At 62.4% G+C, this 19,073-nt stretch carries 15 protein-coding genes; all 15 read left to right on the forward strand.

Features of this window, described 5'->3' with window-relative positions; translation table 11 throughout:
- Nucleotides 1–9 precede the first annotated feature (9 nt).
- The 15 genes from uppS to LRS11_RS11715 all read left to right on the forward strand — a co-directional run bounded on the left by uppS (nucleotide 10) and on the right by LRS11_RS11715 (nucleotide 19,069).
- A complete protein-coding gene (gene uppS, locus LRS11_RS11645) occupies nucleotides 10–765 on the forward strand; it encodes a polyprenyl diphosphate synthase (protein WP_260493157.1) in 756 nt (251 codons plus the stop codon).
- Entirely contained in the window at nucleotides 765–1,580 is an 816-nt protein-coding gene (locus LRS11_RS11650; protein WP_260493158.1) for a phosphatidate cytidylyltransferase, read from the forward strand. The genes uppS and LRS11_RS11650 overlap by 1 nt, the downstream gene beginning before the upstream one ends.
- On the forward strand, nucleotides 1,577–2,767 hold the full coding sequence (ispC, locus tag LRS11_RS11655) for a 1-deoxy-D-xylulose-5-phosphate reductoisomerase (protein ID WP_260493159.1): 1,191 nt from the start codon (nucleotides 1,577–1,579) through the stop codon (nucleotides 2,765–2,767). Before LRS11_RS11650 ends, ispC begins: the two co-directional genes overlap by 4 nt.
- Before the next feature lie 15 nt (nucleotides 2,768–2,782).
- Nucleotides 2,783–4,135 carry an RIP metalloprotease RseP gene (gene rseP, locus LRS11_RS11660; protein WP_260493160.1) on the forward strand — a complete coding sequence of 451 codons (1,353 nt, stop codon included), beginning with the start codon at nucleotides 2,783–2,785 and terminating at the stop codon, nucleotides 4,133–4,135.
- Between the two features lie 74 nt (nucleotides 4,136–4,209).
- Nucleotides 4,210–6,618: an outer membrane protein assembly factor BamA gene (bamA, locus tag LRS11_RS11665; RefSeq protein ID WP_260493161.1), complete on the forward strand. Its 2,409-nt coding sequence runs from the start codon at nucleotides 4,210–4,212 to the stop codon at nucleotides 6,616–6,618.
- Between the two features lie 42 nt (nucleotides 6,619–6,660).
- Complete coding sequence (locus tag LRS11_RS11670) at nucleotides 6,661–7,164, forward strand: OmpH family outer membrane protein (RefSeq protein ID WP_173204193.1); 504 nt, start codon at nucleotides 6,661–6,663, stop codon at nucleotides 7,162–7,164.
- On the forward strand, nucleotides 7,164–8,225 hold the full coding sequence (gene lpxD, locus LRS11_RS11675; protein WP_260496906.1) for a UDP-3-O-(3-hydroxymyristoyl)glucosamine N-acyltransferase: 1,062 nt from the start codon (nucleotides 7,164–7,166) through the stop codon (nucleotides 8,223–8,225). The genes LRS11_RS11670 and lpxD overlap by 1 nt, the downstream gene beginning before the upstream one ends.
- 47 nt (nucleotides 8,226–8,272) lie before the next feature.
- Entirely contained in the window at nucleotides 8,273–8,713 is a 441-nt protein-coding gene (fabZ, locus tag LRS11_RS11680; protein WP_260493162.1) for a 3-hydroxyacyl-ACP dehydratase FabZ, read from the forward strand.
- Nucleotides 8,710–9,486, forward strand: a complete 777-nt coding sequence (gene lpxA / locus LRS11_RS11685; protein WP_260493163.1) for an acyl-ACP--UDP-N-acetylglucosamine O-acyltransferase — start codon at nucleotides 8,710–8,712, stop codon at nucleotides 9,484–9,486. The genes fabZ and lpxA overlap by 4 nt, the downstream gene beginning before the upstream one ends.
- A 3-nt stretch (nucleotides 9,487–9,489) precedes the next feature.
- Nucleotides 9,490–10,623, forward strand: a complete 1,134-nt coding sequence (gene lpxB / locus LRS11_RS11690; protein ID WP_260493164.1) for a lipid-A-disaccharide synthase — start codon at nucleotides 9,490–9,492, stop codon at nucleotides 10,621–10,623.
- On the forward strand, nucleotides 10,623–11,225 hold the full coding sequence (gene rnhB, locus LRS11_RS11695) for a ribonuclease HII (RefSeq protein WP_260493165.1): 603 nt from the start codon (nucleotides 10,623–10,625) through the stop codon (nucleotides 11,223–11,225). The genes lpxB and rnhB overlap by 1 nt, the downstream gene beginning before the upstream one ends.
- A gap of 80 nt (nucleotides 11,226–11,305) precedes the next feature.
- Entirely contained in the window at nucleotides 11,306–14,824 is a 3,519-nt protein-coding gene (gene dnaE, locus LRS11_RS11700; protein ID WP_260493166.1) for a DNA polymerase III subunit alpha, read from the forward strand.
- Between the two features lie 118 nt (nucleotides 14,825–14,942).
- Complete coding sequence (gene accA, locus LRS11_RS11705; protein ID WP_260493167.1) at nucleotides 14,943–15,893, forward strand: acetyl-CoA carboxylase carboxyl transferase subunit alpha; 951 nt, start codon at nucleotides 14,943–14,945, stop codon at nucleotides 15,891–15,893.
- A gap of 70 nt (nucleotides 15,894–15,963) precedes the next feature.
- On the forward strand, nucleotides 15,964–17,280 hold the full coding sequence (gene tilS / locus LRS11_RS11710; protein ID WP_260493168.1) for a tRNA lysidine(34) synthetase TilS: 1,317 nt from the start codon (nucleotides 15,964–15,966) through the stop codon (nucleotides 17,278–17,280).
- A gap of 160 nt (nucleotides 17,281–17,440) precedes the next feature.
- Nucleotides 17,441–19,069, forward strand: coding sequence for a CTP synthase (locus LRS11_RS11715; RefSeq protein ID WP_260493169.1), 1,629 nt, complete (start codon nucleotides 17,441–17,443; stop codon nucleotides 19,067–19,069).
- The last annotated feature ends 4 nt before the right edge of the window (nucleotides 19,070–19,073 follow it).

A 19,073-nucleotide genomic window follows, 5' to 3' on the forward strand; every position in this document is an offset into this window, starting at 1 on the left:
CTCCTAGCCATGGTCAAGAGCAAGCAGGAAGCCCAGGCGATAGTGCCGCGTCACGTGGCCATCATCATGGATGGGAACAATCGCTGGGCGAAAAAACGTCTGCTGCCTGGCGTGGCTGGACACAAGGCCGGCGTCGATGCCGTGCGTGCGGTGATCGAGGTGTGCGCCGAGGCGGGGGTCGAGGTGTTGACCCTGTTCGCCTTCTCCAGTGAGAACTGGCAACGCCCGGCCGAAGAGGTCGGGGCGCTGATGGAGTTGTTCCTCGGCGCTCTGCGCCGCGAGGCGAAGAAGCTCAAGGACAACGCCATCAGTCTGCGCATCATCGGTGATCGCTCGCGCTTCCATCCGGAGTTGCAGGCCGCCATGCGCGAGGCCGAGCAGATCACCGCCGGGGAAAATCGCTTCGTCCTGCAGGTGGCGGCCAATTATGGTGGCCAGTGGGATATCGCCCAGGCCGCGCAGCGCCTGGCGCGTGATGTACAGGCTGGTCATCTGCAGCCGGAGGATCTGACGCCCGAGCTGTTGCAGAGCTGTCTGGTTACCGGTGATCTGCCGTTGCCGGATCTGTGCATTCGCACCGGTGGCGAGCATCGCATCAGCAATTTCCTGCTCTGGCAGCTGGCGTACTCCGAGCTGTATTTCTCCGACCTGTTCTGGCCGGATTTCAAACACGAGGCCATGCGCAAGGCGCTGGCCGATTTCTCTACCCGCCAGCGGCGCTTCGGCAAGACCAGCGAACAGGTAGAAGCCGAGGCGCGTAACTGATGCTCAAACAACGGATCATTACGGCGTTGCTTCTGCTGCCGATTGCTCTGGGTGGTTTCTTCTTGCTCGATGGCGGGCTGTTCGCCCTGTTCATTGGTGCGGTCGTCACTCTCGGCGCCTGGGAATGGGCGCGTCTGGCTGGCTTCGCCGCGCAAGGGCTGCGTGTCGGTTATGCCGCGCTGGTCGCTGCGCTGCTCTATCTGCTTTATCTCACCCCGGCGCTGGCGCCCTGGTTGCTGGGGGCTGCGGTGCTCTGGTGGGCGCTGGCGACCTTGCTGGTACTGACCTATCCGGATAGCAGTCGCTACTGGGGTGGCCTGCCTGGCAAGTTGCTGATCGGCCTGCTGATCCTCCTGCCGGCCTGGCAAGGTCTGGTGCTGCTCAAGCAGTGGCCGCAGGCGAACATGTTGATCATCGCGGTGATGGTATTGGTTTGGGGTGCCGACATCGGCGCCTATTTCGCCGGCAAGGCTTTCGGCAAGCGCAAGCTGGCGCCGAGCGTCAGTCCCGGCAAGAGCTGGGAAGGTCTGTATGGTGGGCTGCTGGCCAGCCTGCTGATCACCACGGCTGTCGGCCTGCAGCAGGGTTGGCAGGGCAAGGGCTTTGCCCTGGCGCTGGCGGGCGCTGCGTTGGTGGTGCTGGTGTCGGTGGTTGGTGATCTGACCGAGAGCATGTTCAAGCGCCAGTCCGGGATCAAGGACAGCAGCAACCTGCTGCCCGGTCACGGTGGCGTGCTGGATCGCATCGACAGCCTGACCGCCGCCGTACCGCTGTTTGCCGTATTGCTCTGGCTGGCCGGCTGGGGCGCCCTGTGAGTCAGCCGCAGCAGATCACGGTGCTGGGGGCGACCGGTTCGATCGGTCTCAGCACCCTGGATGTGATTGCCCGGCATCCCGAACGCTACCAGGTCTTTGCCCTGAGCGGTTTCTCGCGCCTGCAGGAGTTGGAACAGCTCTGCCGCAAACATCGCCCGCAATTCGCGGTAACCCCTGATGAGGTTTCGGCGGCTGCACTGCAGCGTGCGTTGCGCGCCGCCGATGTGCCGACCGAGGTGCTGGCGGGTGCGCAGGCACTGTGCGACGTGTCTGCCCATCCCGAGGTGGATGCGGTGATGGCCGCCATTGTCGGCGCTGCTGGCTTGCAGCCGACCCTGGCGGCAGTCGAGGCGGGCAAGAAGGTGCTGCTGGCCAACAAGGAAGCGCTGGTGATGTCCGGCGACCTGTTTATCCAGGCCGTGCGCCGCAGCGGTGCGGTGCTGCTGCCGATCGACAGCGAGCACAATGCGATCTTCCAGTGTCTGCCGGGCGACTACGCCCGCGGTCTGGGTGCGGTCGGCGTGCGGCGCATCCTGCTGACCGCTTCCGGCGGCCCGTTCCGCGAAACGCCGTTGGCCGAACTGGAGCAGGTCAGTCCCGAGCAGGCCTGCGCCCATCCCAACTGGTCGATGGGGCGCAAGATCTCGGTCGATTCGGCGAGCATGATGAACAAGGGCCTGGAGTTGATCGAGGCCTGCTGGCTGTTCGATGCCAAGCCGGCCCAGGTCGAGGTGGTGATTCACCCGCAGAGCGTGATCCATTCGCTGGTCGATTATGTCGACGGCTCGGTGCTCGCCCAGTTGGGCAATCCGGACATGCGTACGCCGATTGCCCATGCATTGGCCTGGCCGCAGCGGATCGACTCCGGGGTGGCGCCACTGGATCTGTTTGCCGTCGCACGTCTGGATTTCCAGCGCCCGGATGAACAGCGTTTTCCCTGTCTGCGCCTGGCGCGGCAGGCGGCAGAGGTTGGTGGCAGTGCGCCGGCCTTGCTCAATGCGGCTAATGAAGTGGCGGTGGCGGCCTTTCTCGAGCGGCGCATCCGCTTTCCCGAGATCGCGCGTATCATCGATGAAGTGCTGAATCTTGAAGCGGCCGTTGCGGTCGAAAGCCTCGATGCGGTACTGGCCGCCGATGCCCGGGCACGGGTGCTGGCCGGTGAATGGTTGAATCGCCACGGGCGTTGAGTCCGGAGGAAGACGATGAGCGCGTTGTACATGATTTTTGGCACCCTGATCGCTCTCGGGGTGCTGGTCACGATCCACGAGTTTGGGCATTTCTGGGTCGCCCGCCGCTGTGGGGTCAAGGTTCTGCGTTTTTCCGTGGGCTTCGGTAGCCCGCTGCTGCGCTGGCATGATCGCCAGGGTACCGAATTCGTCGTGGCCGCCATTCCGCTGGGCGGCTACGTGAAAATGCTCGATGAGCGCGAGGGCGATGTGCCGCTCGAGCAGGTCGAGCAGTCCTTCAATCGCAAGCCGGTGCAGCAGCGCATCGCCATTGTTGCGGCAGGGCCGATCGCCAACTTCCTCCTGGCCATTCTGTTCTTCTGGCTGCTGGCCATGCTCGGCAGTCAGCAGATCAAGCCGGTAATCGGTAGTGTGCAGCCGGATAGCCTGGCCGCGGCCGCCGGTCTGTTACCGGGGCAGGAAATTCTGGCGGTGGACGGTGAGCCGACCCAGGGTTGGGGTGCGGTCAATCTGCAGTTGGTGCGTCGTCTCGGTGAGAGCGGCACGCTGGAGTTGTTGCTGCAGGAACCTGGCTCGACGGCACAAAGTACCCGTCAGGTGATTCTGCGTGATTGGCAGAAGGGGGCGGATGAGCCTGATCCGCTGCACTCCCTGGGTATTCAGCCGTGGCGCCCGAGTATTCTGCCGGTATTGAAGGAAATCGATCCCGATGGCCCGGCGCATGCCGCGGGCGTGCGCCTGGGCGATCGTTTGCTGGCTATCGGTGAGCGACGTATCGATGACTGGCAGCAGGTGCTCGATGTGCTGCGCGAATTGCCCGCCAAACAGGTCACGCTGGTTGTCGAGCGTGCGGGTGAGCGGCTGGAGTTATCCGCCAACCTGGGTGTACGTGGCGAGGGTGACTCGCGTGGCGGCTATCTCGGGGTGGGCGTCGGCTCCGTCGAGTGGCCGACAGAAATGCTCCGCGAGGTGCGCTACGGGCCTTTGGATGGCGCGGTCGAGGGGCTGCGGCGGACTTGGCACATGACCCTGCTGACCTTCGATTCGGTGAGGAAAATGCTGGTCGGCGAGCTCTCGGTAAAAAACTTGAGTGGGCCGATAACCATTGCTAAAGTGGCGGGCGCTTCAGCCCAGTCGGGAGTGGGGGATTTTCTTTATTTCCTGTCCCTGCTGAGCATTAGTTTGGGGGTTCTCAACCTGTTGCCCATCCCCGTGCTGGATGGGGGGCATCTGCTGTTTTACCTGGTGGAATGGGTGCGTGGGCGTCCACTCTCCGAACGGGTGCAGGGTTGGGGAATGCAGATCGGCATCAGTCTGGTGCTTGGGGTGATGTTGCTGGCCCTGATCAACGACCTGGGCCGTCTGTAACAAATCGCTGAATTGTGAAGCTGCCGCGTATCGCGGCAGTTTCTTTATTGCCAGTTGGAATAAGAAAGGACTTCATGAAACGTCTGCTGCTACCTGCGGTGCTCGCCGCATTGATGATTGCCGAAGTTCACGCCGAGTCCTTCACCATCTCAGATATCCGCGTCAACGGCCTGCAGCGGGTTTCCGCCGGCAGCCTGTTCGGCGCTCTGCCGCTCAACGTAGGTGAGCAGGCGGATGATAATCGTCTGGTTGAAGCCACTCGTTCCCTGTTCAAGACCGGTTTCTTCCAGGATATCCAGCTGGGTCGCGAAGGCGATGTGCTGGTCATCAATGTGGTCGAGCGCCCGTCCATCTCCGGTGTCGAGATCGAAGGCAACAAGGCGATCACCACCGAAGACCTGATGAAAGGGCTGCAGCAGTCAGGTCTGGCGGAAGGCGAAATCTTCCAGCGCGCCACCCTTGAAGGCGTACGTAACGAGTTGCTGCGCCAGTACGTGGCCCAGGGCCGTTACTCGGCCACCATCGAGGCGGAAGTCATTCCGCAGCCACGCAACCGCGTGGCGCTGAAGATCGAGATCAACGAGGGTTCGGTTGCCGCTATTCAGCACATCAACGTGGTGGGTAACAGCGTATTCCCAGACGAAGACCTGATTGGCCTGTTCGAACTGAAGACCACCAACTGGCTGTCGTTCTTCAAGAACGATGACAAGTACGCCCGCGAAAAACTTTCCGGCGACCTGGAGCGCCTGCGTTCCTACTATCTGGATCGCGGCTACATCAACATGGATATCTCCTCTACCCAGGTGTCCATTACTCCCGACAAAAAGCACGTCTACGTCACGGTCAACGTCGAGGAAGGCGAGAAGTACAGCGTCAGCGAAGTCAAACTCTCCGGCGACCTGAAAGTGCCGCAGGAAGAAATCGAGAAGCTGCTGCTGGTCAAGCAGGGTCAGGTGTTCTCGCGCAAAGTGATGACCACCACCTCCGAGCTGATCACTCGGCGCCTGGGTAACGAAGGCTATACCTTCGCCAACGTCAACGGCGTGCCGCAGCCCAACGATGAAGACAAGACCGTTGCCATCACCTTTGTTGTCGATCCGGGCAAGCGTGCCTACGTCAATCGCATCAACTTCCGCGGCAACACCAAGACCGAAGACGAAGTACTGCGCCGCGAAATGCGCCAGATGGAAGGTGGCTGGGCTTCGACCTACCTGATCGACCAGTCCAAGACCCGCCTCGAGCGCCTCGGTTACTTCAAGGAAGTCAACGTCGAGACCCCGCAGGTTCCGGGTACCGACGACCAGGTTGACGTCAACTACAGCGTCGAGGAACAGGCTTCCGGTTCGATCACCGCTAGCGTCGGCTTCGCGCAGAACGCTGGCCTGATCCTCGGTGGCTCAATCAGCCAGAACAACTTCCTCGGCACCGGTAACAAGGTCAGCCTCGGTCTGACCCGCAGCGAATACCAGACCAGCTACAACTTCGGCTTCGTCGACCCCTACTGGACCGCCGATGGTGTCAGCCTGGGCTACAACGCCTTCTACCGCGCCACTGACTACGACGATCTCGATGTCGACGTATCCAGCTATGCGGTGGACAGCTATGGTGCCGGCCTCAGCATCGGTTACCCGATCAGCGAGATATCGCGCCTGACCTATGGCCTGACCATCCAGCAGGACAGCATCGATACCGGTGATTACACCGTGGACGAGATTCTCGACTTCCTCGAGGAAGAAGGGGATGACTACCTCAACCTGAAGGCTTCCATCGGTTGGTCCGAGTCGACCCTGAACCGTGGCGTGATGGCCAACCGCGGCCACTCGCAGAGCCTGGTGCTGGAAAGCACCGTGCCGGGTAGTGACCTGTCCTTCTTCAAACTCGATTACCGTGGCCAGCTGTTCAAGCCGGTGACCGATAACTACACCCTGCGTTTTCATACCGAACTGGGCTATGGCGACAGCTATGGATCTACCTCAGATCTGCCGTTCTATGAACATTACTATGCGGGTGGTTTCAACTCGGTACGCGGTTTCGAAGACAGCAGCCTGGGCCCACGTAGTACCCCGAGCAAGGTGCAGGTGGTCGATCCGGCTACCGGCAATCTTGTCACCGTCAATGGGCCGGACAAAGATGGGCGCTACACCGACCCTGACCAGGATCCGCTGCCCTTCGGCGGTAACGTGCTGATCCAGGGCGGCGTGGAAATGCTCTTCCCGTTGCCGTTCGTCAAAGATCAGCGCTCCCTGCGTACCGCGCTGTTCTGGGACGTGGGTAATGTCTTCGACACCAACTGCACCACTAGCCAGAAAGAAAATGGCAACACCTGTGACCTGGATATTGGCGAGCTGGCCAGTTCCGTGGGTGTGGGTGTGACCTGGGTTACTGCCCTGGGCCCACTGAGTTTCAGCTTGGCAGCACCGATCAAGAAGCCGGACGATGCCGACACACAGGTCTTCCAGTTCTCTCTTGGCCAGACTTTCTAATTGCTTGATAAATGACAACAGTGTTTGTTGCAGGAGTGCATCGTGCGTAAGTTGACTCAATTGGTTCTGATCACCATGGCCCTGGTGGCGACTCCGGCGTTTGCCGAGATGAAGGTGGCAGTACTGAACTACCAAATGGCCCTGCTTGAGTCTGATGCTGCGAAGAAATACGCCGTGGATGCCGAAAAGAAGTTCGGCCCGCAACTGAACAAGCTGAAGCAGCTGGAAACCGACGCCAAGCGTATTCAGGATCGCCTGGTCAAAGAAGGCGAGCGTATGCAGCAGGCCGAGCGTGAGCGCCTGGAACTCGAATTCAAGCAGAAAGCCCGTGACTTCCAGTTCCAGTCCAAGGAGCTCAACGAAGCCAAGGCCATTTCCGACCGCGACATGCTCAAGCAGCTCAAGCCGAAGCTGGACAAGGCGGTTGAAGAAGTGATCAAGGGCGGCAATTTTGACCTGGTGCTGGAGCGTGGTGCGGTAATCGACGTCAAACCGCAGCTCGACATTACCCGTCAGGTCATCGAGCGTATGAACAAGCTGCGCTGATCATGAGCGCAGTTTCGTTTACCCTCGGTCAGCTGGCCGAGCAGCTGGGCGCCACCTTGCGTGGCGCGGCCGACAAGCCGATTCATGGCCTGGCATCCTTGCAGGATGCTGGTGCCGAGCAGTTGAGCTTTCTGGCCAATGCCCAGTACCGCAAATTCCTGGCCGATACGCAGGCAGGCGCCGTGCTGCTCACCGCGGCGGATGCCGATGGCTTCGCGGGTGATGCGTTGATCGTGGCCAATCCCTATCTGGCTTATGCCCAGCTTTCCCATCTGTTCGATCGAAAACCCGTTGCCGCTGCCGGGATTCACCCGACGGCCGTGGTGGCTGCCGATGCACAGGTCGATGCGAGTGCCAGTGTTGGCGCCTATGCGGTAATCGAAAGCGCTGCGCAGATTGGTGCTGGCGTGACCATCGGCGCGCATTGCGTGATCGGTGCGCGCAGCTCTATCGGTGAGAATGGCTGGCTGGCGCCGCGCGTGACCCTGTATCACGACGTACACATCGGCAAGCGTGTGGTCATTCAGTCTGGCGCCGTACTCGGTGGCGAGGGCTTCGGCTTCGCCAACGAAAAGGGTGTCTGGCAGAAGATCGCGCAGATCGGTGGCGTGATTCTGGGTGATGATGTCGAGATCGGTGCCAATACCACCATCGACCGCGGCGCCCTGGCCGATACCCTGATCGGCAACGGGGTCAAGCTGGATAACCAGATCATGATCGCGCACAACGTGCAGATCGGCGACAACACGGCCATGGCCGGTTGTGCGGGTATTTCCGGCAGCACCAAGATTGGTAAGAACTGCATGATTGCCGGCGGCGTGGGCATGGTTGGGCATATCGAGGTGTGCGACAACGTGTTCGTCACCGGCATGACCATGGTCACCCGTTCGATTACCGAACCTGGGGCCTACTCCTCGGGTACTGCGATGCAAACTGCGGCCGATTGGAAGAAGAGTGCTGCGCGCATTCGCCAGTTGGACGATATGGCACGACGCCTGCGCGACATGGAAAAGCGCCTGGCTGCCGTGACCCCGGGCGCCGATGCCTCATCAGATGCCTGACCCGCGTCTGACGCACGTCCCCATTCTTTAGAACAGGCTTTCCGTACATGATGGACATCAACCAGATTCGCGAATACTTGCCGCACCGTTACCCGTTCCTGCTGGTGGATCGGGTGGCAGAGCTGGATCTCGAGGGCAAGAGCATTCGTGCCTACAAGAATGTCAGCATCAATGAGCCGTTTTTCAACGGGCATTTCCCCGAACACCCGATCATGCCGGGTGTGCTGATCATCGAGGCAATGGCCCAGGCCGCCGGGATTCTCGGTTTCAAGATGATGGATCTGAAACCCTCCGATGGCACCCTGTATTACTTTGTCGGCTCCGACAAGCTACGCTTTCGCCAGCCAGTGGTGCCGGGTGATCAGCTGATGCTCGAAGCCAAGTACCTGAGCAACAAGCGCAGCATCTGGAAGTTCGCGTGCAAGGCCACTGTCGATGGCAAGGAAGTCTGCTCGGCAGAAATCATCTGTGCGGAACGCAAACTATGAGTTTGATTGACCCTCGCGCCATCATCGATCCGTCGGCCAAGCTGGCGGATGACGTTCAGGTTGGCCCCTGGTCGATCATTGGACCCGATGTGGAAATAGGCGAGGGTAGCGTGGTCGGCCCCCATGTGATCATCAAGGGCCCGACCCAGATTGGTAAGCACAACCGCATCTACCAGTTTTCCTCGGTAGGTGAAGACACTCCGGATCTGAAATACAACGGTGAGCCGACTCGCCTGGTGATCGGTGATCACAACGTGATTCGCGAGGGTGTCACCATCCACCGCGGCACCGTGCAGGATCGCTCGGAAACCACCATCGGCGATCACAACCTGCTGATGGCCTATGTGCATATCGGTCATGACAGCGTGATCGGCAACCACTGCATCCTGGTCAACAACACGGCCCTGGCCGGCCACGTGAAGATGGACGACTGGGCGATCCTCTCGGGTTTCACCCTGGTTCACCAGTTCTGCCGTATCGGCGCGCACAGCTTCTCCGGCATGGGCACGGCGATCGGCAAGGATGTACCGGCTTATGTCACCGTGTTCGGCAACCCGGCCGAGGCGCGCAGCATGAACTTCGAAGGCATGCGCCGGCGTGGCTTCAGTGCCGAAGCCATCGCTTCGCTGCGCCGCGCCTACAAGGTGGTGTATCGCCAGGGGCTGACCGTGGAGCAGGCATTGGCCGAGCTGGCCGAATCCTCCGCGCAGTTCCCGGAGGTGGCGGTATTCCGCGACTCCATCCAGGCTTCCACCCGCGGCATCACCCGCTAAGTCATGGCGCGTCCTCTACGCATAGCGCTGGTGGCCGGCGAGGCCTCTGGCGACATTCTCGGCGCCGGCCTGATGCAAGCGCTCAAGCTCAAGCATCCGCAGGTCGAGTTCATCGGCATCGGTGGGCCGCGCATGGAGGCCGAGGGTCTGGCTTCCTACTTCCCGATGGAGCGCCTGGCGGTGATGGGCCTGGTCGAGGTGCTCGGCCGCCTGCCGGAGCTGCTGGCACGGCGCAAACGTCTGATCCGCACGCTGATCGACGCCAAGCCGGATGTGTTCATCGGTATCGATGCCCCGGACTTCAACCTGACCCTCGAACTCAAGCTGCGCCAGGCTGGGATCAAGACCGTGCATTACGTCAGTCCGTCGGTCTGGGCCTGGCGGCAGAAGCGCGTGCTGAAGATTCGCCAAGCCTGCGACCTGATGCTGACCCTGTTTCCCTTCGAGGCGCGGTTCTATCTCGATCATCAGGTGCCGGTGCGTTTCGTCGGGCATCCGCTGGCCAATACCATCCCGCTGCAGGCCGACCGCCAGGCTGCGCGCGAAACCCTAGGGCTGGATAGCGATGCGATGGTCGTGGCCCTGTTGCCGGGCAGCCGTGGCGGCGAAGTGGCGCGTCTGGGCGCTTTGTTCCTCGACGCCGCCGAGCGCCTGCGCGCCATGCGGCCGGGCGTGCGCTTCGTCCTGCCCTGCGCCAGCCGTGAGCGCCGCCAGCAACTGGAAGAGCTGTTGGGTAACCGCGATCTGCCGCTGCTGTTGCTCGATGGCCAGTCCCATGAAGCCCTGGCGGCCTGCGATGCGGTGCTGATCGCTTCCGGTACGGCGACCCTCGAAGCGCTGCTGTACAAGCGGCCGATGGTGGTGGCCTACAAGGTGGCGCCGCTGACCTATCGCATCCTCAAGCGCCTGGTGACCAGCCCCTATATTTCCCTGCCCAACCTGCTGGCCGAGCGCCTGCTGGTGCCGGAGCTGATTCAGGATGCGGCCACCCCGGATGCCCTGGCGCAGACTCTGGCGCCGTTGCTGGATGATGGGGCGGTGCAAACCGAAGGTTTTGATGTGATCCATCGCGCCCTGCGCCATGATGCCTCGACCCAGGCGGCCGAGGCCGTGCTGGCCCTGGCGGGGCGTGCCTGATGCAGCTCGGTCTGGACTTCAGCCTGGTCGAGGAGCTGGTCGCCGGTGTCGACGAAGTCGGCCGTGGCCCGCTCTGCGGCCCGGTGGTCACCGCCGCGGTGATCCTTGATCCGGCGCGGCCGATCCTCGGGCTTAACGACTCGAAGAAGCTCAGCGAGGCGCGCCGCGAGAAGCTGTTCGACGAAATTTGCGAAAAAGCCCTGGCCTGGTGCATCGCTCGCGCCGAAGTGGAAGAGATCGACCGCCTGAATATCCTGCACGCCACCATGCTGGCCATGCAGCGTGCGGTGGAGGGCCTCAGCGTCACGCCACGCCTGGCGTTGATCGACGGCAATCGTTGTCCCAAGCTGGCGGTGCCCAGCGCGCCGGTGGTCAAGGGCGATAGCCAGGTGCCGGCCATCGCCGCCGCCTCGATCCTGGCCAAGGTCAGCCGTGACCGTGAGATGCAGGCGCTGGAAGCCCTATACCCCGGCTACGGCATCGGCGGACACAAGGGTTATCCCACACCGGTGCACCTAGAGGCGCTCAAGCGCCTGGGTGCCACGCCGATCCACCGGCGTTCCTTCGCGCCGGTGCGCAGTGTGCTGGAAGGTATCGACTAGCGACAGTCTCAAGCTGTCGTTTGAGTGCAGGCCCGGTACAATCCGGGCCTTATTGTTTTTGTGTTCTGTACAGGATCGTCATGACCACCACCTTCGTCCATCTGCGCCTGCATACCGAGTTTTCCCTGGTCGATGGCCTGGTCCGGGTCAAACCCTTGGTCAAGGCGGTGGCTGGTGCCGGCATGCCAGCGGTGGCGGTGACCGACCAGAGCAACATGTGCTCGCTGGTGAAGTTCTACAAGGCGGCCATGGGCGCCGGGATCAAGCCGATCTGTGGCGCCGATATCTGGCTGGCCAGCGATCAGGAAGATGGCCCGCTGACCCGCATGACCCTGCTGGCGATGAATGCCAAGGGCTATCGCAACCTCACCGAACTGGTTTCGCGCGGCTGGAGCGACGGGCAGAGCAACGACCTGGTGATCATCCAGCGTGACTGGGTCAAGGAAGCGGCCGAAGGCCTGATCGCCCTGTCCGGTGCGCGCGACGGCGAGATCGGTCATGCCTTGCTGGCCGGCGAGCAGGCGCGTGCCGAGGCACTGCTGAGTGAATGGCAGGCGGTCTTCCCCGAGCGTTTCTACCTCGAACTGCACCGCTGTAACCGGATCAACGACGAGGAACATGTGCATGCCGCCGTGGCCCTGGCCGCTCGCTGTGGTGCGGCGCTGGTGGCGACCAACGATGTGCGCTTCCTCAAGCAGGGCGACTTCGAGGCTCACGAAACCCGCGTGTGCATCGGCGAGAGCCGCACCCTGGATGATCCGCGCCGGCCGCGCACCTATTCCGACCAGCAGTACCTGAAAACCCCGGCCGAGATGGCCGAGCTGTTCAGCGACATCCCCGAGGCGCTGGAAAACACCGTCGAAATCGCCAAGCGTTGCAACATCGAAGTGCAGTTGGGCAAGTACTTCCTGCCCGACTTCCCGGTGCCGGATGGCATGACCATCGACGAGTACTTCCGCAAGGTCTCCTTCGACGGTCTCGACGAGCGCCTGGAGGTCTTGTTGCCCAAGGACACTCCGGACTACGAGGCGAAGAAGCAGGTCTATATCGATCGGCTGAATTTCGAGCTGGATATCATCATCCAGATGGGTTTCCCCGGTTACTTCCTGATCGTTATGGACTTCATCCAGTGGGCCAAGAGCAACGGCGTGCCGGTCGGCCCGGGCCGCGGTTCGGGTGCCGGTTCGCTGGTGGCCTATGTGCAGAAGATCACCGACCTCGACCCGCTGGCCTACGACCTGCTGTTCGAGCGCTTCCTCAACCCAGAACGCGTCTCCATGCCCGACTTCGACGTCGACTTCTGCATGGACGGCCGCGACCGGGTGATCGACTACGTGGCCGAGAAATACGGCCGTAACGCAGTGAGCCAGATCATCACCTTTGGCACCATGGCGGCCAAGGCGGTGGTGCGCGACGTGGCGCGGGTGCAGGGCAAGTCCTACGGGCTGGCCGACCGCCTGTCGAAGATGATCCCCTTCGAGGTCGGCATGACCCTGGAGAAGGCCTACGAGATGGAGGAGCCGCTGCGCGACTTCCTCAAGGTCGACGAGGAGGCGGCGGAAATCTGGGAGATGTCGCTCAAGCTCGAAGGCATCTGCCGCGGTACCGGCAAGCACGCCGGGGGCGTGGTGATCGCGCCGACCAAGCTCACCGACTTCTCGCCGATCGCCTGCGATGAAGAGGGCGGCGGCCTGGTCACCCAGTTCGACAAGGACGACGTGGAGGCGGCCGGCCTGGTCAAGTTCGACTTCCTCGGCCTGCGCACCCTGACCATCATCAAGTGGGCGATGGAGACGATCAACCGCGAGCAGGCGAAGAAGGGCCTGCCCGATGTGAACATCGACTTCATTCCGCTGGATGACAAGAAAACCTACGACATGCTGCAGAAGGCCGAGACCACTGCGGTGTTCCAGCTTGAATCGCGCGGCATGAAGGAGCTGATCAAGAAGCTCAAGCCGGACTGTCTGGAAGACATGATCGCCCTGGTGGCGCTGTTCCGTCCCGGTCCGCTGCAGTCGGGCATGGTGGACGACTTCATCAACCGCAAACATGGCCGCGAACAGCTCTCCTACCCGCACCCGGACTACCAGTACGCGGGCCTGGAGCCGGTGCTCAAGCCGACCTACGGCATCATCCTGTACCAGGAACAGGTGATGCAGATTGCTCAGGTCATGGCCGGCTACACCCTCGGCGGTGCGGACATGCTGCGCCGCGCCATGGGCAAGAAGAAACCCGAGGAGATGGCCAAACAGCGCGGCGGTTTCATTGAGGGTTGTGCTAGCAACAACATCTCGGCGGACCTGGCGGGCAACATCTTCGACCTGGTGGAAAAGTTCGCCGGCTACGGCTTCAACAAATCCCACTCGGCCGCCTATGGCCTGGTCTCCTACCAGACCGCCTGGCTCAAGGCGCATTTCCCGTCTCCGTTCATGGCGGCGGTGCTCTCGGCGGATATGCACAACACCGAGAAGGTCGTGACCCTGATCGAAGAGTGCCGCAGCATGAAGCTGCGCATTCTCGCCCCGGATGTGAACAACTCCGAATTCAAGTTCACCGTCGATGACGACGGGCGCATCGTATATGGCCTGGGTGCGATCAAGGGCGTGGGCGAGGGGCCGGTGGAGGCCATCGTCGAGTCGCGTCAGGATGGCCCGTTCAAGGACCTGTTCGACTTCTGCTCGCGGGTCGACCTCAAACGCATCAACAAGCGCACCCTGGAAGCGCTGATCCGCGGCGGCGCGCTGGATCGCCTGGGGCCGTACTTCGCTGACGAGCTCAAGGCCTACCAGGCCGGTATCGATCGCAACCGTGCGGTGCTGCTGGCGGCTATGGAAGAGGCGGTGCAGGCGGCCGAGCAGGCGGCGCGCAGCCATGACAGCGGGCATGCCGACCTGTTCGGCGGGCTGTTCTCCGAGCCGGAGGCGGACGTCTACGTCAACCACCGCAACGCCCGCGAGCTGTCGCTGAAAGAGCGCCTGAAGGGCGAGAAGGACTGCCTCGGTCTGTACCTCACCGGCCACCCGATCGACGAATACGAAGGTGAGGTGCGCCGCTTCGCCCGTCAGCGCATCATCGACCTGCGTCCGGCGCGCGAGAGCCAGACCATCGCCGGTCTGATCGTCAACCTGCGGGTGATGAAGAACAAGAAGGGCGACAAGATGGGCTTCATCACTCTAGACGACCGCTCCGGGCGGATCGAGGCCTCGTTGTTCGCCGAGGCCTTCGCCAGCAACCAGGCGCTGCTGCAGAGCGATGCGCTGGTGGTGGTCGAGGGCGAGGTGAGCAATGACGACTTCTCCGGCGGCCTGCGCCTGCGCGCCAAGCGGGTGATGAGTCTGGAAGAGGCGCGTACCGGCCTGGCGGAAAGCCTGCGCCTGCGTGTCGGTCGCGAGGCGCTGCAGGGCGATCGCCTGCGCTGGTTGGGCGAGTTGCTCGGCAAGTACCGCGGCGCCTGCCCGCTGACCCTGGATTACAGTGGCAGCGACGCCAAGGCCGTGTTGCAGTTCGGTGAGCAGTGGCGCATCGATCCGGCCGATGGTCTGATCCAAAGCCTGCGTGACCAGTTCGGCAAAGACAACGTCTTCCTCCAATACCGCTGAGTGGCAGGCCACAGGTCTGCTTTCTCGGTCTCGACCCCAGGCGCCTTATCCCTTAAGGTAATGCGCCAGATGGAACCAGCCGCCCGGCCACTCGGCCGCCGATGCAAGACGGACGCCTATGAACCCGAACTTTCTCGACTTCGAACAGCCGATCGCCGACCTGCAAGCCAAGATCGAAGAGTTGCGCCTGGTCGGTAACGACAATGCGCTGAACATCAGCGACGAGATTGCCCGCCTGCAGGACAAGAGCAATACGCTGACCGAGAGCATCTTCAGCAATCTCAGCAGCTGGCAGATCTCCAAGCTGTCACGCCATCCGCATCGTCCCTACACCCTCGATTACATCGAACATATCTTTACCGAGTTCGACGAGTTGCATGGTGACCGGCACTTCTCCGACGATGCCGCCCTGGTCGGCGGTGTTGCCCGTCTGGATGATCAGCCGGTGATGGTGATCGGTCACCAGAAGGGCCGCGAAGTGCGCGAGAAGGTGCGCCGCAACTTCGGCATGCCGCGTCCTGAAGGCTATCGCAAGGCCTGCCGCCTGATGGAAATGGCCGAGCGCTTCAAGCTGCCGATCCTGACCTTTATCGACACCCCGGGGGCTTACCCGGGTATCGACGCCGAAGAGCGCAACCAGAGCGAGGCCATCGCCTGGAACCTGCGCGTGATGTCGCGCCTGAAAACCCCGATCATCGCCACCGTGATCGGCGAAGGCGGTTCCGGCGGCGCGCTGGCCATCGGCGTCTGCGACCAGCTGAACATGCTGCAGTATTCCACCTACTCGGTGATCTCGCCGGAAGGCTGTGCCTCGATCCTGTGGAAAACCTCGGAGAAAGCGCCGGATGCGGCCGAGGCCATGGGTATTACTGCCGATCGCCTGAAAGGTCTAGGCATCGTCGACAAGGTGATCGCCGAGCCATTGGGTGGTGCCCACCGTGACCCAGTTCTGGCGGCGGCGAGCATTCGCAAGGAGCTGCTGTCGCAGCTCAAGGGCCTGAAGAAGCTCGATAACGACAAGCTGTTGGAGCGTCGTTACCAGCGTCTGATGAGCTACGGCATCGCCTGATCATCCTGCTGCACGCACAATGGGCCTTCGGGCCCGTTGTTGTTATTGGCTGTTGCTTTAAGCTTGGCCGATGACTTCTCTCGAAAACCGACTGCTCGCAGCACTACAGCCCTGGCTGGCAGCCCCGGCCTGGCGGGTGGCGCTGTCCGGTGGTCTGGATTCCAGCGTATTGCTGCACTTGCTGGCGCGTCTGCGCGACCGTCAGGCCTTGCCGCCGCTCTCGGCTATTCATGTGCACCATGGTCTGCAGGCGATTGCCGATACCTGGCCGCAGCACTGCCAGCAGCTGTGCGATGGGCTGGGCGTGCCGCTGCAGATCGCCTATGTACAGGTCGCTGCCGGAGCCAGCCTTGAGCGGGCGGCGCGTGAGGCGCGCTATTCCGCATTCGAACGCTGTCTGGGTGCTGGCGAGCTATTGTTGACCGGGCAGCACCGCGATGATCAGGCCGAAACCCTGCTGTTCCGTCTGTTGCGCGGTGCTGGCGTGCGCGGTCTGGCCGCTATGCCGGCGCAGCGGGCGCTTGGCCAGGGCGTTTTGCTGCGCCCATTGCTGGCGGTCTCGCGCAGCGAACTGGAGGCTTACGCGCAGCAGCATGAACTGCGCTGGGTCGAGGACCCGTCCAATGCGGATACGCGTTTCGCGCGTAACTTCCTGCGTGCGGAAGTCCTGCCCCTGCTGGCGCGCCAGTGGCCGCAGGCTAGGCAGAACCTGGCACGCAGCGCCGAGCATATGCGCGAGGCGCAGGGCCTGCTCGATGAGCTGGCTGAGCTGGATCTGGCCGCCGCTGCGCCCTCCTCGGAATATGCCTGGCTGGGACTGCCTTCGCTGGCGCTCGGGCCGCTGCGGCAGTTGTCGGCAGCACGCCAGCGCAATGCGCTGCGTCACTGGCTGGCGCCGCGCACGGCGCTGCCGGATAGCGAGCACTGGCAGGGCTGGCAGGATCTGCGCGATGCGGCAGTCGACAGTGCGCCGGTCTGGCGTCTGGCGGCGGGGGAGCTGAGGCGCGCCGACGAACGGTTGTGGTGGCTGGCAGGTGAATGGCTGAGCACGCCGTCATTGCCCGCAGCCTGGTTTGAACCGGCGCAGTCGCTGCAATTGCCGGGCAATGGTCGGCTCCATTTGCGCGGCGAATACCCCGTGGGCGAGTTGCAGGTGCGCTACAGAATCGGTGGTGAAGTGCTGGAGCTGCCGGGGCGCGGTCATCGCGATCTGAAACGTTTGCTCAACGAACGTGGCGTGCCGGCCTTTGTCCGCGGCCGATTGCCGCTGCTGTATCGCGGTGAGGAGCTGCTGGCCGTGGCCAACCTGCCTGGCTTGGACGGTTCGCAGTGGGGCGATTGGCAATTGTCCTGGCAGCCGCCGACGAGCGAGCAAGGTTTGAGCTGAAAGGGCCTTTCCGGTAGACTACGCTCCCGTCTTGTTACTGCTTTCTGCGAGTTCCCCGGAACCCGCGGAAGCTTGCTTATTTCAGGTTGGCCAAGAGTGCCGGCCTGCGCTTTCACCCCGGCGGCGCTGACCGCTTGAACGCAGACTTCTAGGATTTTTCATGACGCGCTACATCTTCGTCACGGGTGGTGTTGTTTCTTCATTGGGGAAAGGCATCGCTTCGGCTTCACTGGCAGCCATCCTGGAGGCGCGGGGCCTGAAGGTCACCATGCTCAAGCTGGATCCCTATATCAACGTCGATCCGGGCACCATGAGCCCGTTCCAGCACGGTGAGGTGTTCGTCACCCACGACGGCGCCGAGACCGACCTCGACCTGGGCCACTACGAGCGGTTCATCCGCACCACCATGACCCAGAACAACAACTTCACCACCGGCCGCGTCTACGAAGACGTGCTGCGCAAGGAGCGCCGTGGTGATTATCTGGGCGCGACCATCCAGGTCATCCCGCACATCACTGACGAGATCAAGCGCCGCATCATCAAGGGTGCCGGCGATGCCGACGTGGCCATGGTCGAGATCGGCGGTACGGTCGGCGACATCGAATCGCAACCGTTCCTCGAGGCGATCCGCCAGCTGCGTGTGGAAGTGGGCGCCAAGCGTGCCATGCTGATGCATCTGACCCTGGTGCCCTACATCGCCACCGCGGGCGAGACCAAGACCAAGCCGACCCAGCACTCGGTCAAGGAGTTGCGCTCCATTGGCCTGCAGCCGGATGTGCTGATCTGCCGCTCCGACCATGAAGTCGACCAGTCCTCGCGGCGCAAGATCGCCCTGTTCACCAACGTCGAAGAGCGCGCGGTGATCGGCCTGGAAGACGTCGACACCATCTACAAGATTCCGTCCGTGCTGCATGCTCAGGGCCTGGACGACTTCGTCGTCGAGCGCTTCGGTCTGCAATGCAACCCGGCCGACCTCTCCGAGTGGGACCGCGTGGTGGATGCCAAGCTGAACCCGGAGAAGGAAGTCACCATCGCCATGGTCGGCAAGTACATGGAGCTGCTGGATGCCTACAAATCGCTGATCGAAGCGATGAGCCATGCCGGCATCGAGAACCGCACCAAGGTCAACCTGCGCTATATCGACTCCGAAGACATCGAGAACAAAGGCACCGGCCTGCTCGAAGGCGTTGATGCCATCCTGGTGCCCGGCGGCTTCGGTCTGCGCGGCGTGGAAGGCAAGATCACCACCGTGCAGTACGCTCGCGAGAACAAGATCCCGTACCTGGGCATCTGCCTCGGCATGCAGGTCGCGGTGATCGAGTTCGCCCGCAACGTGCTGGGCTGGAAAGACGCCAACTCCACCGAGTTCGATCAGAACGGCGCGCACCCGGTGGTCGGTCTGATCACCGAATGGCAAGACGCCACCGGCGCCACCGAAGTCCGTACCGATGCCTCCGATCTGGGCGGCACCATGCGCCTGGGCGCCCAGGACTGCCAGCTGCTGGCCGGCTCCAATGTGCGTGAGTGCTACGGCAAGGATGTCATCGTCGAGCGTCACCGCCACCGTTACGAAGTGAACAACAACCTGCTGCCGCAACTGCTGCAGGCCGGCCTGAAAGTCACCGGTCGCTCCGCCGACGGCGCCCTGGTCGAAGTGGTCGAGGCGCCGGATCATCCGTGGTTCGTCGCCTGCCAGTTTCACCCGGAATTCACCTCCACCCCGCGTGATGGCCACCCGCTGTTCAGCGGTTTCGTCAAGGCCGCACTGAAGCAGGCCGGCAAGGCATAAGGCA

This window comes from Pseudomonas sp. J452, assembly GCF_024666525.1.
Classification (GTDB): Bacteria; Pseudomonadota; Gammaproteobacteria; order Pseudomonadales; family Pseudomonadaceae; genus Aquipseudomonas.

Bases quoted from the DNA above. Each gene is read 5' to 3' on its own strand.
- rnhB (WP_260493165.1), top strand. From the start codon at position 10,623: ATGCAGCTCGGTCTGGACTTCAGCCTGGTCGAGGAGCTGGTCGCCGGT.
- LRS11_RS11650 (WP_260493158.1), top strand. From the start codon at position 765: ATGCTCAAACAACGGATCATTACGGCGTTGCTTCTGCTGCCGATTGCT.
- uppS (WP_260493157.1), top strand. From the start codon at position 10: ATGGTCAAGAGCAAGCAGGAAGCCCAGGCGATAGTGCCGCGTCACGTG.
- tilS (WP_260493168.1), top strand. From the start codon at position 15,964: ATGACTTCTCTCGAAAACCGACTGCTCGCAGCACTACAGCCCTGGCTG.
- accA (WP_260493167.1), top strand. From the start codon at position 14,943: ATGAACCCGAACTTTCTCGACTTCGAACAGCCGATCGCCGACCTGCAA.
- dnaE (WP_260493166.1), top strand. From the start codon at position 11,306: ATGACCACCACCTTCGTCCATCTGCGCCTGCATACCGAGTTTTCCCTG.
- lpxB (WP_260493164.1), top strand. From the start codon at position 9,490: ATGGCGCGTCCTCTACGCATAGCGCTGGTGGCCGGCGAGGCCTCTGGC.
- lpxA (WP_260493163.1), top strand. From the start codon at position 8,710: ATGAGTTTGATTGACCCTCGCGCCATCATCGATCCGTCGGCCAAGCTG.
- rseP (WP_260493160.1), top strand. From the start codon at position 2,783: ATGAGCGCGTTGTACATGATTTTTGGCACCCTGATCGCTCTCGGGGTG.
- fabZ (WP_260493162.1), top strand. From the start codon at position 8,273: ATGATGGACATCAACCAGATTCGCGAATACTTGCCGCACCGTTACCCG.
- bamA (WP_260493161.1), top strand. From the start codon at position 4,210: ATGAAACGTCTGCTGCTACCTGCGGTGCTCGCCGCATTGATGATTGCC.
- LRS11_RS11715 (WP_260493169.1), top strand. From the start codon at position 17,441: ATGACGCGCTACATCTTCGTCACGGGTGGTGTTGTTTCTTCATTGGGG.